Origin of the sequence: Photobacterium sp. GB-1, from assembly GCF_003026165.1 — a bacterium.
GTDB lineage: Bacteria > Pseudomonadota > Gammaproteobacteria > Enterobacterales > Vibrionaceae > Photobacterium.
In genome coordinates, this window is record NZ_PYOB01000020.1 from 1 (window position 1) to 13,913 (window position 13,913).

General features: G+C 44.8%; 10 protein-coding genes and 1 pseudogene. 10 read left to right on the forward strand and 1 reads right to left on the reverse strand.

The genetic code is table 11. The features are described 5' to 3' along the window. From tuf to rpoC, 9 genes and pseudogenes are all read left to right on the forward strand, one after another. Window positions 1-127, forward strand: a pseudogene (gene tuf, locus C9J45_RS16370) (elongation factor Tu); the annotation flags it as partial. Between the two features lie 241 nt (window positions 128-368). After that, a complete protein-coding gene (secE, locus tag C9J45_RS16375; RefSeq protein ID WP_107207944.1) occupies window positions 369-746 on the forward strand; it encodes a preprotein translocase subunit SecE in 378 nt (125 codons plus the stop codon). 11 nt (window positions 747-757) lie between these two features. Further along, window positions 758-1,303 carry a transcription termination/antitermination protein NusG gene (gene nusG / locus C9J45_RS16380; protein ID WP_045084741.1) on the forward strand — a complete coding sequence of 182 codons (546 nt, stop codon included), beginning with the start codon at window positions 758-760 and terminating at the stop codon, window positions 1,301-1,303. A 125-nt stretch (window positions 1,304-1,428) separates the two neighbouring features. Then, window positions 1,429-1,857, forward strand: a complete 429-nt coding sequence (gene rplK / locus C9J45_RS16385) for a 50S ribosomal protein L11 (protein ID WP_005372708.1) — start codon at window positions 1,429-1,431, stop codon at window positions 1,855-1,857. Between the two features lie 4 nt (window positions 1,858-1,861). Further along, on the forward strand, window positions 1,862-2,566 hold the full coding sequence (gene rplA / locus C9J45_RS16390) for a 50S ribosomal protein L1 (protein ID WP_107207946.1): 705 nt from the start codon (window positions 1,862-1,864) through the stop codon (window positions 2,564-2,566). A 234-nt stretch (window positions 2,567-2,800) separates the two neighbouring features. Beyond that, the gene (gene rplJ, locus C9J45_RS16395; protein WP_107207948.1) at window positions 2,801-3,295 is read left to right on the forward strand and encodes a 50S ribosomal protein L10; all 495 of its coding nucleotides are present in this window, start codon (window positions 2,801-2,803) and stop codon (window positions 3,293-3,295) included. Between the two features lie 59 nt (window positions 3,296-3,354). Further along, entirely contained in the window at window positions 3,355-3,720 is a 366-nt protein-coding gene (gene rplL, locus C9J45_RS16400) for a 50S ribosomal protein L7/L12 (protein WP_105061414.1), read from the forward strand. Window positions 3,721-3,948: 228 nt separating this feature from the next. Continuing rightward, complete coding sequence (rpoB, locus tag C9J45_RS16405) at window positions 3,949-7,974, forward strand: DNA-directed RNA polymerase subunit beta (protein ID WP_107291277.1); 4,026 nt, start codon at window positions 3,949-3,951, stop codon at window positions 7,972-7,974. A gap of 100 nt (window positions 7,975-8,074) precedes the next feature. Further along, complete coding sequence (rpoC, locus tag C9J45_RS16410; protein ID WP_107207949.1) at window positions 8,075-12,292, forward strand: DNA-directed RNA polymerase subunit beta'; 4,218 nt, start codon at window positions 8,075-8,077, stop codon at window positions 12,290-12,292. A gap of 166 nt (window positions 12,293-12,458) precedes the next feature. On the opposite strand, the gene rsd is transcribed toward rpoC, so the two are convergent. Next, the gene (rsd, locus tag C9J45_RS16415) at window positions 12,459-12,941 is read right to left on the reverse strand and encodes a sigma D regulator (protein WP_107207951.1); all 483 of its coding nucleotides are present in this window, start codon (window positions 12,939-12,941) and stop codon (window positions 12,459-12,461) included. A 149-nt stretch (window positions 12,942-13,090) separates the two neighbouring features. Here rsd and nudC point away from each other — a divergent pair, with 149 nt between their 5' ends. Next, the gene (gene nudC / locus C9J45_RS16420; protein ID WP_107292772.1) at window positions 13,091-13,867 is read left to right on the forward strand and encodes an NAD(+) diphosphatase; all 777 of its coding nucleotides are present in this window, start codon (window positions 13,091-13,093) and stop codon (window positions 13,865-13,867) included. Window positions 13,868-13,913: the final 46 nt, after the last annotated feature.

Consider the following 13,913-nt stretch of genomic DNA (forward strand, 5'->3'; position numbering starts at 1 on the left):
TGGTGATAACATCGCTATGACTGTTACTCTAATCGCACCTATCGCGATGGACGAAGGTCTACGTTTTGCTATCCGTGAAGGTGGCCGTACAGTTGGTGCTGGTGTTGTTGCAACTATCATTGCATAAGTTACGACGACTTCGTTGAATTTAATTTGACGACAGCGCACAAAAAAGGGCATCATTTGATGCCCTTTTTCTACACTTTAATACAAAAATGCATGTTTTTTGTTCAAGTGATAGAGATAAATTTTCGTAAGATGAAGTTTTTTATTAATGTTATTAAAGGCTTACCCCTTTTTCTTCATCCATGGCCTCGCTATAGCGGGGTTATTTTCGTCTAAATAAAGACTAGTTACAGGTTGGTTGTATGAATGCGAATGCCGAAAACCAAGAAAGCGAAAGCAAAATGGATGGCCTGAAATGGGTCGTAGTTTTTGCTTTGCTAGCTGCTGCTGTGGTTGGTAATTACCTGTACAGTGATGTTTCTGTTGTGCTGCGTACATCTGCAGTAATTGCTTTAGTGGCAGTTGCTGGGATCACTGCTGCATTTACAGCAAAAGGTAAAGCCGCGATTCGTTTTGCAAGTGAGTCGCGCATGGAAGTCCGCAAGGTGGTATGGCCTACTCGTCAGGAAGCTACGCAGACAACCTTTATCGTTCTAGCAGTCACTGTAGTGATGGCGTTAGCCCTTTGGGGTATCGACGGCATTATGGTCCGTTTAGTACGCCTATTTACCGGCGTGTGAGGTAAGAATTCATGAGCGAAGCTCCAAAAAAACGATGGTATGTAGTACAGGCTTTTTCAGGTTTTGAAGGCCGAGTTGCACAGTCACTACGCGAACATATCAAAATGCACGGTATGGAAGAGCACTTTGATGAAGTTCTTGTTCCTACAGAAGAGGTAGTTGAAGTTCGTGCAGGTCAGCGCCGTAAGAGTGAGCGTAAGTTCTTCCCAGGTTACGTACTGGTACAAATGGTGATGAACGACGAAACATGGCACTTAGTACGCAGTATTCCACGTGTTATGGGCTTCATTGGCGGAACTTCTGATCGCCCAGCTCCGATTTCTGATAAAGAAGCGGATGCGATCCTAAACCGTCTACAGCAAGCTAGTGAGTCTCCTGTTCATAAAACAGTATTTGAACCTGGTGAAGTTGTTCGTGTGACTGATGGTCCATTTGCTGATTTCAATGGTACAATTGAATCAGTAGATTACGATAAGAGCCGCGTGAAGGTTTCTGTATCGATTTTCGGTCGTGCAACGCCAGTAGAATTAGAGTTCGGTCAAATCGAAAAGAACTGATCAAATTCTGTTCAAGTTGTATTGTCAGGGGCGTGAGATTAGGCTATAATTTCGCGCCCTTTCGTTAGACGGGGAGTCTGTTTGTTTAAAAATAGACGTTTGAACCCAAATTTAGGTATATAGCAATGGCTAAAAAAGTAGAAGCTTACATCAAGCTGCAAGTTGCAGCTGGTATGGCGAACCCTAGTCCACCAGTTGGTCCAGCTCTTGGTCAACATGGTGTTAACATCATGGAATTCTGTAAAGCGTTTAACGCTAAGACTGACTCAGTAGAGAAAGGTCTTCCAACTCCAGTTGTTATCACTGTTTACAGTGACCGTTCATTCACGTTCGTAACTAAGACTCCACCTGCAGCAGTTCTTCTGCTTAAAGCAGCTGGCCTTAAGTCTGGTTCTGGTCGTCCGAACACTGAGAAAGTAGGTACTGTAACTGACGCTCAGATCCAAGAGATTGCTGAGACTAAAGCTGCAGACATGACTGGTGCTGATATTGAAGCTATGAAGCGTTCAATTGCTGGTACTGCTCGCTCAATGGGCCTAGTGGTAGAGGGTTAATAAGATGGCTAAACTGACTAAGCGCATGCGCGTTATCCGTGACAAAGTTGACTCTACTCGTGAGTACGAAATCAACGAAGCTGTTGCTCTTCTAAAAGAACTAGCTACTGCTAAATTCAATGAAAGTGTTGACGTTGCAGTTAACCTAGGCATTGATGCACGTAAATCTGACCAAAACGTACGTGGTGCAACTGTACTACCAAACGGTACTGGTCGTGATATCCGTGTTGCTGTATTTACTCAAGGCGCAAACGCTGAAGCTGCTAAAGAAGCTGGCGCTGAGCTTGTAGGTATGGAAGATCTAGCTGATCTAGTTAAGAAAGGCGAGATGAACTTCGACGTAGTTATCGCATCTCCTGATGCAATGCGCGTTGTAGGTCAACTTGGTACTATCTTAGGTCCTCGTGGTCTTATGCCAAACCCTAAAGTTGGTACTGTAACTCCTAACGTTGCTGAAGCAGTTAAAAATGCTAAAGCAGGTCAGGTTCGTTACCGTAACGACAAAAACGGTATCATTCACACTACTATCGGTAAAGTGAACTTCGATGCCGCTCAACTACAAGAGAACTTAGAAGCTCTTCTAGTTGCACTGAAGAAAGCTAAGCCTTCTTCAGCGAAAGGTACTTTCATTAAGAAAGTAAGCATCTCTACTACTATGGGTGCAGGCGTAGCATTAGATCAGAACTCTCTGAAAACTAACGTAGCGTAATAATTTGCAGAAGCGATAAGTTAGTGTATAATTTGTCGCTTCCGAATTCGTGGCTGGGGCTAATTGCTTGCAGTTAGCCTCCGTCAAAGACCGTAGGTGTTTTTCGGAACTTAATATTTACCTACGTAGACGGTGCCAGAGCATGATTGATGTATGTCTTTCTTGGATCTGCGCCGTAAGACTCTCCTGCTATTTGAGCAGTGAGTGGTGTCAAACAATCCAGGAGCAAATCCAATGGCATTAAATCTTCAAGACAAAAAAGCAATTGTTGCTGAAGTCAACGAAGCTGCCAACGGTGCACTTTCTGCTGTTGTTGCTGACTCTCGCGGTGTTACTGTGGGTGCGATGACTACTTTACGTAAGCAAGCTCGTGAAGCTGGCGTATACGTTAAAGTTGTTCGTAACACACTAGCACGCCGTGCAGTGGAAGGAACTGACTTCGAATGTCTACAAGACGTTTTTGTTGGTCCTTCTCTAATCGGTTTCTCTAATGAGCACCCAGGTGCTGCAGCGCGTCTTTTTAAAGACTTCGCTAAAGAGAACAAAGCATTCGAGATCAAAGCAGCTGCATTTGAAGGCGCTGTTGCAAACGTTGAAGTACTAGCAACTCTACCAACTTACGACGAAGCTATCGCACGCTTAATGATGTGCATGAAAGAAGCGTCTGCTGGTAAACTTGTACGTACTATCGCTGCAGTACGTGATCAGAAAGAAGAAGCTGCTGCTTAATAGCAGAGTTTTATCTGATTACTATTTAAACTTATTGTTGACTTTAAAAGAGAATTGTTATGTCTATCACTAACGAGCAAATCCTAGACGCAGTTGCAGAAATGTCTGTAATGCAAGTTGTTGAGCTAATTGAAGCTATGGAAGAAAAATTCGGTGTTACTGCTGCAGCTGCAGTTGTAGCAGGCGGCGCAGCTGCAGATGCAGCTGAAGAGCAAACTGAATTCGACGTAATCCTAACAGCTTGTGGCGCTAACAAAGTTGCTGTAATCAAAGCAGTACGTGGCGCAACTGGTCTTGGTCTTAAAGAAGCTAAAGCAGTAGTTGACGGCGCTCCAGCACCTCTAAAAGAAGGCGTTGAGAAAGCTGAAGCTGAAGCTCTTAAAGCTCAATTAGAAGAAGCTGGTGCTTCTGTTGAAATCAAGTAATAATTATTTGATTTCATAGCCTTTTATGGCTATTGGCTGGTGGCAAATTGCCACCGGCCTTTTTGCGCTGTAGGGCAGTGGTAATTTTCACCTTGTTTTGTATCCACTGTCTAGCAAAAAAACGACCCTGATTTCATTGGGTTGTTCCTACACATAAACAACGTTTAGTCACTACCCCCCGTGTGTATTGGGGTAGTTTGGATCACTTATCAGCGATCTGAGGAACCTATGGTTTACTCTTATACCGAGAAAAAGCGTATCCGTAAGGATTTTGGTAAGCGTCCGCAAGTGTTGGATGCTCCATACTTGCTGTCGATCCAGCTTGATTCTTTCCAAAAATTTATCGAGCAGGATCCAGAAGGGCATTACGGTCTAGAAGCTGCCTTTCGCTCTGTTTTTCCAATCCAGAGCTACAATGGCAATTCCGAGCTGCAATACGTTAGCTATCGTCTCGGTGAGCCGGTCTTCGATGTTAAAGAATGTCAGATTCGTGGCGTAACTTATTCTGCTCCACTGCGTGTGAAGCTACGTCTTGTCATGTACGATAAAGACGCGCCGGCTGGCACTGTAAAAGACATTAAAGAACAAGAAGTTTACATGGGCGAAATTCCGCTCATGACAGATAACGGTACATTCGTTATTAACGGTACCGAGAGGGTTATCGTATCCCAGCTACACCGTAGCCCGGGTGTCTTCTTCGACAGCGATAAGGGTAAGACCCACTCCTCAGGTAAAGTGTTATATAACGCTCGCGTAATCCCTTACCGTGGTTCATGGTTGGATTTCGAGTTCGATCCTAAGGACAGTGTATTCGTACGTATCGACCGTCGTCGTAAATTACCTGCGTCTATCATCCTTCGTGCACTTAACTACACAACAGAACAGATCCTTGACATGTTCTTCGAAAAAATTCATTTCGAAGTTCAAGGTAAATCTCTTGTTATGGAGTTGGTACCGGATCGTCTACGTGGCGAAACTGCAAGCTTTGATATTGAAGCGAACGGTACAGTTTACGTAGAGCAAGGTCGTCGTATCACTGCTCGTCATATTCGCCAATTAGGCAAAGATGGCATTGATCACATCGAAGTACCAGTTGAGTACATCGTTGGTAAGATCGCATCACGCGATTACATCAACGAAGAAACCGGTGAACTGATTGTAGCGGCTAACCAGGAATTAAGCCTGGAAGCATTAGCACTTCTATCTCAGGCGGGTCACAAGTCTATTGAAGTTCTGTTTACGAACGATTTAGACCACGGTCCTTACATGTCAGATACCCTACGTATCGACAACACAACTGACCGTTTAAGTGCATTGGTAGAAATCTACCGTATGATGCGCCCTGGCGAGCCACCAACACGTGAAGCAGCTGAGCAACTTTTTGAAAGCTTGTTCTTCTCAGAAGATCGTTACGATCTATCTGCTGTTGGTCGTATGAAGTTCAACAGTTCTCTACTTCGTGAAGAGACTACAGGTCCTGGTATCTTAGACCACGCAGACATCATTGATGTTATGCGTAAACTGATCGATATCCGTAACGGTAAAGGTGAAGTTGATGATATCGACCACCTTGGTAACCGTCGTATTCGTTCTGTTGGCGAAATGGCTGAAAACCAATTCCGCGTTGGTCTAGTACGTGTTGAGCGTGCTGTTAAAGAGCGTCTAAGCTTAGGCGATCTTGATGCAATCATGCCTCAAGACCTAATTAACGCTAAACCTATTTCTGCGGCAGTGAAAGAGTTCTTCGGCTCTTCTCAGTTGTCACAGTTTATGGACCAAAACAACCCACTGTCAGAAGTTACTCACAAACGTCGTATCTCGGCGCTTGGTCCAGGTGGTCTGACTCGTGAGCGTGCTGGCTTTGAGGTTCGAGACGTACACGCGACGCACTACGGTCGTCTATGTCCTATCGAAACGCCTGAAGGTCCAAACATCGGTCTAATCAACTCGCTATCTGTTTTTGCGCGTTGTAACCCTTACGGTTTCTTGGAAACACCTTACCGTAAAGTGATAGACGGAAAAGTTACAGACGATATCGAATACCTATCAGCAATCGAAGAAGGTCTATACGTTATTGCACAGGCTAACGCCGCGCTTAACGAAGACGGTTCATTTGCTGACGAATTGATCACTGCTCGTCAGAAAGGTGATTCAGGTCTGCACCCACGTGACCATGTTCAATACATGGACGTTGCAACCAACCAGGTTGTATCTGTGGCGGCATCTCTGATCCCGTTCCTAGAACACGATGATGCTAACCGTGCCCTAATGGGTGCGAACATGCAACGTCAGGCAGTTCCAACTATCCGTGCTGATAAGCCGCTAGTAGGTACTGGTATTGAGCGTCAAATCGGTGTTGATTCTGGTGTTACAGCTGTAGCTAAACGTGGTGGTACAGTTCAGTCTGTAGATGCATCTCGTATCGTTATCAAAGTTAACGACGACGAGTTGATCCCTGGTGAAGCAGGTATCGATATCTACAACCTAACTAAGTACACGCGTTCTAACCAGAACACATGTATTAACCAGCGTCCAACCGTGCTACCTGGCGAGCCAGTATCACGCGGTGATGTTCTTGCTGATGGTCCTTCAACAGACCTTGGTGAGCTAGCGCTTGGTCAAAACATGCGTATCGCGTTCATGCCTTGGAACGGTTACAACTTCGAGGATTCCATCTTAGTTTCTGAGCGTGTAGTTCAGGAGGATCGTTTCACAACAATCCACATTCAAGAGCTTTCTTGTGTGGCGCGTGATACGAAGCTGGGTTCTGAAGAAATCACTGCTGATATCCCTAATGTGGGTGAAGCTGCGCTTTCTAAGTTGGACGAGTCAGGTATCGTTTACATCGGTGCTGAAGTGAAGGGTGGTGACATCCTAGTTGGTAAAGTGACACCTAAGGGTGAAACACAACTAACACCAGAAGAGAAGCTTCTACGAGCTATCTTCGGTGAGAAAGCATCTGATGTTAAAGATTCATCTCTACGTGTTCCTGGAAGTGTTACTGGTACGATTATTGACGTACAAGTATTTACTCGTGATGGCGTTGAGAAAGACAAGCGTGCTCTTGAAATTGAAGAGATGCAGCTGAAAGAAGCGAAGAAAGATATCACAGAAGAATTCCAGATCCTTGAGGGTGGTCTTCTTGCTCGTGTTCGTACGCTTCTACTATCTGCGGGTTACGGCGAAGACAAGATTGCTTCAATGAACCGCGATGCACTATTCGCTGTTACGCTTGATGACGAAGCTTTACAAAACCAGTTGGAACAGCTTGCAGAGCAGTATGATGAACTGAAAGCTGAGTTCGATAAGAAGTTTGAAACTAAGCGTCGTAAGATCACTCAAGGTGATGACCTAGCACCTGGCGTACTTAAGATTGTTAAAGTATACCTAGCTGTTCGTCGTCGCATCCAACCGGGTGATAAGATGGCGGGTCGTCACGGTAACAAGGGTGTTATCTCTAAGATTAACCCTGTTGAAGACATGCCTTACGATGAGAAAGGTCAAACGGTTGATATCGTTCTGAACCCACTGGGTGTACCGTCTCGTATGAACATCGGTCAGATCCTTGAGACTCACTTAGGTCTTGCGGCGAAAGGTATCGGTGACAAACTTAACGATATGCTTAAAGAGCAGCAGGAGTTACACAAGTTCCGTAACTTCCTACAACGCGTATACAACCTAGGTGATACTCGCCAGAAAGTTGATATCGAAGCTCTTACTGATCAGGAAGTGCGTACTCTTGTACAAAACCTTCGTAAAGGTCTACCGATTGCAACACCTGTATTTGATGGCGCACCTGAGTCATCAATTAAAGAGTTGCTAAAATTGGGTGATCTACCTGAATCAGGTCAGCTAACGTTGTTTGATGGCCGTACTGGTGATGCATTTGAGCGTCCTGTAACTGTTGGTTACATGTACATGCTTAAACTGAACCACTTGGTTGATGACAAGATGCACGCCCGTTCTACCGGTTCTTACAGCCTTGTTACTCAGCAGCCGCTGGGTGGTAAAGCTCAGTTCGGTGGTCAGCGTTTTGGTGAGATGGAAGTATGGGCGCTTGAAGCATACGGCGCAGCATATACCCTTCAAGAAATGCTAACCGTTAAGTCAGATGACGTTAACGGCCGTACGAAGATGTATAAAAACATCGTTGACGGTGATCATCGTATGGAACCAGGTATGCCGGAATCATTCAACGTATTGTTGAAAGAAATCCGCTCGTTGGGTATTAACATCGAGCTGGAAGACGAATAAGACTGGGTTAGTCACCTATACTTATTAGTTACTCCGGTATAAATATGAAGGCGCCAGTAGACTGGCGCCTTTATGGGTCAACTCCTCACAGGAGCCGAATGTGAAAGACTTACTTAAGTTTCTGAAAGCACAACATAAGACCGAAGAATTTGATGCAATCAAAATCGGTCTAGCTTCACCTGACATGATCCGTTCATGGTCTTTTGGTGAAGTTAAAAAGCCAGAAACAATCAACTATCGTACCTTCAAGCCTGAGCGTGACGGTCTTTTCTGTGCACGTATCTTTGGCCCAGTAAAAGACTACGAGTGTCTTTGTGGCAAGTACAAGCGCCTGAAGCACCGTGGTGTGATCTGTGAAAAATGTGGTGTTGAAGTTACTCAGACTAAAGTACGCCGTGAGCGTATGGGTCACATTGAGCTTGCTTCACCTGTTGCCCACATCTGGTTCTTAAAGTCACTGCCATCTCGTATCGGTTTGTTAATGGACATGCCTCTACGTGATATCGAGCGTGTACTTTACTTTGAATCATACGTAGTTATTGAACCTGGTATGACCAACCTTGAGCGTAGCCAGCTGCTTTCTGAAGAGCAGTACTTGGATGCACTTGAAGAGTGGGGCGACGAGTTCGACGCTAAGATGGGCGCAGAAGCGGTTAAAGCACTTTTAGGCAACATGGACCTAAATGCTGAAATCGAAAATATGCGTGAAGAGTTAGAAGAAACTAACTCTGAAACTAAGCGTAAGAAGCTAACTAAGCGTCTTAAGCTAGTTGAAGCTTTCCTACAGTCAGGTAACAACCCAGAGTGGATGATCCTGTCTGTACTGCCAGTTCTACCGCCGGATCTACGTCCGTTGGTACCACTAGACGGCGGCCGTTTCGCGACTTCAGATCTGAATGATCTATACCGTCGTGTTATTAACCGTAACAACCGTCTGAAGCGTCTTTTAGATCTGGCTGCTCCTGATATCATCGTACGTAACGAAAAGCGTATGCTTCAGGAATCTGTTGATGCATTGCTAGATAACGGTCGTCGTGGCCGCGCTATCACTGGCTCTAACAAGCGTCCTCTGAAATCTCTTGCTGATATGATCAAGGGTAAACAAGGTCGTTTCCGTCAGAACCTTCTTGGTAAGCGTGTAGACTACTCAGGTCGTTCTGTTATCACAGTAGGTCCATACCTACGTCTGCATCAGTGTGGTCTTCCTAAGAAGATGGCACTAGAGCTATTTAAGCCATTCATCTACGGTAAGTTAGAGACTCGTGGTCTTGCTACGACAATCAAAGCTGCTAAGAAGATGGTTGAGCGCGAAGAAGCAGTCGTTTGGGATATCCTAGACGAAGTTATTCGTGAACACCCAGTAATGCTTAACCGTGCACCAACACTGCACCGTCTAGGTATTCAGGCGTTTGAACCAATCCTAATCGAAGGTAAAGCGATTCAGCTTCACCCACTTGTGTGTGCGGCATACAACGCCGACTTCGATGGTGACCAGATGGCGGTTCACTTGCCGTTGACGCTAGAAGCACAGCTAGAAGCACGTGCTCTAATGATGTCAACAAACAACATTCTTTCACCAGCATCTGGTGATCCGATCATCGTACCTTCTCAGGACGTTGTATTGGGTCTTTACTACATGACGCGTGAGAAAATCAACGCGAAAGGTGAAGGCATGTACCTTGCTGGACCAGCTGAAGCTGAGAAAGCATACCGTACTAAGATGGCTGAGCTTCATGCTCGCGTTAAAGTACGTATTACAGAATATGTGAAAGACGAGCAGGGTAACTTTGTTGAGAATTCTCAACTTGTTGATACTACTGTTGGTCGTGCAATGCTATGGCCTATCGTACCGAAAGGTCTGTCATTTAGCCTTGTAAATACTGAAGCACTAGGTAAGAAGCAAATTTCTAAGCTTCTTAACACCTGTTATCGTAAGCTGGGCATGAAAGATACTGTTATCTTTGCTGACCAGATTATGTACACAGGTTTTGCTTACGCTGCACTTTCTGGTGTATCTGTTGGTATCGACGATATGGTTGTACCTGCGGCTAAATACACTAAGATCGCTGAAGCTGAAGCTGAAGTTGCTGAAATCCAAGAGCAGTTCCAATCAGGTCTTGTAACTGCTGGTGAACGTTACAACAAAGTTATCGATATCTGGGCTACAGCGAACGAACAAGTTGCTAAAGCGATGATGGATAACCTGTCTTTCGATACTGTTATTAACCGTGACGGTGAAGAAGAGCAGCAAAAATCGTTCAACAGCGTATACATGATGGCCGACTCTGGTGCTCGTGGTTCTGCTGCACAGATTCGTCAGTTGGCGGGTATGCGTGGTCTGATGGCTAAGCCAGATGGCTCAATCATCGAAACGCCGATCACTGCGAACTTCCGTGAAGGTCTAAACGTACTCCAGTACTTTATCTCTACTCACGGTGCTCGTAAGGGTCTTGCGGATACCGCACTTAAGACAGCAAACTCAGGTTACCTAACGCGTCGTCTAGTAGACGTAGCGCAAGACGTAGTGATCACAGCAGATGACTGTGGTACTTACGCTGGTATCACCATGATGCCTCTAATCGAGGGTGGTGATGTTAAAGAACAACTTGGTGATCGTGTTCTTGGTCGTGTTGTTGCTGAAGACGTTCTAAAACCGGGTACAGAAGAAGTTCTAGCACCACGTAATACGCTTCTTGATGAGAAGTGGTGTGAGATCCTAGAAGCAAACTCTGTAGACCAAGTTAAAGTACGTTCAGTTGTAACGTGTGAAAATGACTTCGGTTGTTGTAAGTTCTGTTACGGTCGTGACCTTGCTCGTGGTCACTTGGTTAACTCTGGTGAGGCAGTGGGTGTTGTTGCTGCTCAGTCAATCGGTGAACCGGGTACACAGCTTACGATGCGTACGTTCCACATCGGTGGTGCGGCATCAGCAGCAGCAGCAGACAATAGCGTTGTAGTGAAAACTACAGGTTCTATGAAGCTGCACAATGCTAAGTTCGTAACGAACAATGCTGGCAAGCTTGTAATTACTTCTCGTGCATCTGAACTAAGCATCATTGATGAGTTCGGCCGTACGAAAGAGAACTACAAACTGTCTTACGGTACTATTTTAAGCAAAGGTGACGGTGCAGACGTTGTTGCTGGTGAAACAGTAGCAAACTGGGAAGCGCACACCATGCCAATCATCACTGAAGTGGCTGGTCGTATCCAGTTCGTTGACATGATCGACGGCGTAACAGTTTCTCGTCAAACAGATGACCTAACAGGTCTATCTTCAAGCGAAGTAACTGATGCAGCAGCTCGTCCAGCAGCAGGTAAAGATATGCGTCCAGCTATCAAACTTGTTGATGCTGATGGTAATGATGTAATGATCCCTGGTACTGATATGCCAGCTCAATACTTCCTACCTGGTAAGGCGATTGTTCAGCTTGACGACGGCGCTATGGTTGGTATCGGTGATACGCTTGCACGTATTCCGCAAAAATCTGGCGGTAACAAGGATATCACGGGTGGTCTACCACGCGTTGCTGACTTGTTCGAAGCACGTAAGCCAAAAGAACCAGCTATCTTGGCAGAAATTACCGGTACAGTATCGTTCGGTAAAGAAACTAAAGGTAAGCGTCGCTTGATCATCACACCAAGTGAAGGTCAGCCGTACGAAGAGATGATCCTGAAGCATCGCCAACTTAACGTTTTCGAAGGCGAAAAAGTTGAGAAGGGTGACGTAATCGCTGATGGTCCAGAAACTCCGCACGATATTCTACGTCTACGTGGTGTACACGCAGTTGCAGAATACATCGTTAACGAAGTTCAGGAAGTTTACCGTCTACAGGGCGTTAAGATTAATGATAAGCACATTGAGACTATCATTCGTCAGATGCTACGTAAGGTAACTATCACTGTTGCTGGTGATTCTGAGTTCCTAGAAGGCGAGCAAGTTGAATTCTCTCGCGTAACGATTGCTAACCGTCAGCTTGAAGCTGAAGGTAAGACTCCTGCAAGTTACTCTCGTGACTTACTAGGTATCACTAAAGCATCGCTTGCGACTGAGTCATTCATCTCAGCAGCATCGTTCCAGGAAACAACGCGCGTACTAACAGAAGCTGCTGTTTCTGGTAAGCGTGATGACCTACGTGGTCTGAAAGAGAACGTAATCGTGGGTCGTCTGATCCCAGCGGGTACAGGTTTCTCTTACCACCAACGTCGTCAATTGCAGCGTGATGTTGAGCTTGAGCCAGTAGCACCACAAGTTGATGCAGAGCAAGCCTCTCAAGACTTAGCGGCACTATTGAATGCAGGTCTTAACGACGAGAATTAATTCTCAACGTAACTGATTCTAAAAGGCATCCTTCGGGGTGCCTTTTTTATTGTTTGTAATAAATATCAGGCTAGTGGACGGGTTATGTAAGAGGGAAAAAGAAGGTGTTGGATAGTGTGTAATGAAGTGGCAGCCTATGTTACTGCCACATATTATAATGGCTAGGCTATGCGCCAGGAGGGCAAGATAGACTGTCGCTGATCAGCTCAATCAGTTTGTCTTCAAGGGCAAAGCGAAGTTCCATTAGCTCACCCACTTGAGATAAATCTTCATCAAATTTTTCAAGTAAATCGTCTTTTTTGACTTCACTGTATTTATCATTGAAGTTCAATAATGGATCTGTCGTTAAAGTGATTTTTGCGTAAAGAGTGGAAATTTCTTCGGTAGGTGAATAACCTGTTTGATGCCAGCGCTCCATTACGTTATCGTAAATTTTGAAGTGACCCGCTGAAATATAATCAACCAGAGCTTCACTGAATAACGATAATTGAGAGGCGGTAGGAAGTTGGCGGTTAGCCTCTTCTTTCGGGGCTAAGCCTGCTAGTTTACAAAAATCGATAAGCAGTTGTTGACGCATCATCAGCCATTGGTCAATGACGTCATTATGACCGCCCCATTCTTTTTTGACTTGTTCGAATTTACTAAGCATGAGCACGTCCTCATGGTCATGTCGATATCGTTAAATCGATAGTCGATGATCTTTCTCTTTTAAAGAGAGCTAGTTGTTCGGATAACTACTTGGTTTAAACTTTAGATTGCCAGTAAATTTACGCAGCCGCAAGGATGAAAGTAATAAAAATGTTAAAAAATGAGAATTTGGCATATTGCTGCGAAACCCTGAATGGTAAAATACTACTTGAAAATAGTAAGCTTCCATTGCGAGCAATGTCTGATTTAGCGACTAAGATGAGTGATATTCGACAAATAGGTACGTTTAATGGGATACCTGTTTATTGGGGAGAAGCTAAGTTTTTAGACGATTCAGACGTTTTCTATAGTTTGCGCGAATTATTAAATGAAGATTCAGGGCTTTTTAATCTTGTCGGACGAGCAATCCAATTATCTCATATGCTCTATCAACAACACTTTTGCGGACGCTGTGGTCATGAAGCAATGTTGTGTGAAGACCAATTGGCAATGCAGTGTCAAATTTGTAAGGCAATGGATTATCCACGTGTTTCGCCTTGTATTATTGTCGCGGTACGTAAAGATGAGAAAATTTTGCTCGCGCAGCATCCCCGACATAAAACAGGTATGTATACCGTGATTGCGGGTTTTGTTGAAACCGGTGAAACACTAGAGCAATGTGTTGCACGTGAAGTATTGGAAGAAACAGGCATTACTGTTGCGAATATTCAATACTTTGCTAGTCAGCCGTGGGCATTTCCCTCTAATCTGATGATGGGATTTACTGCTGATTACGCCAGTGGTGATATTAAGCCTGATTATGAAGAGTTAACCGACGCAATCTGGGCTGATGCGGAGCATTTACCTCAGTTACCGCCACAAGGGACAATCGCACGTCGGTTAATAGATCATACGCTGTCTTTTTCAAGCTCGCCCTGTAATGATTAACAATCAGGTTTAACGCGTTATCGTATCGTTATTTCCTATTGATAGA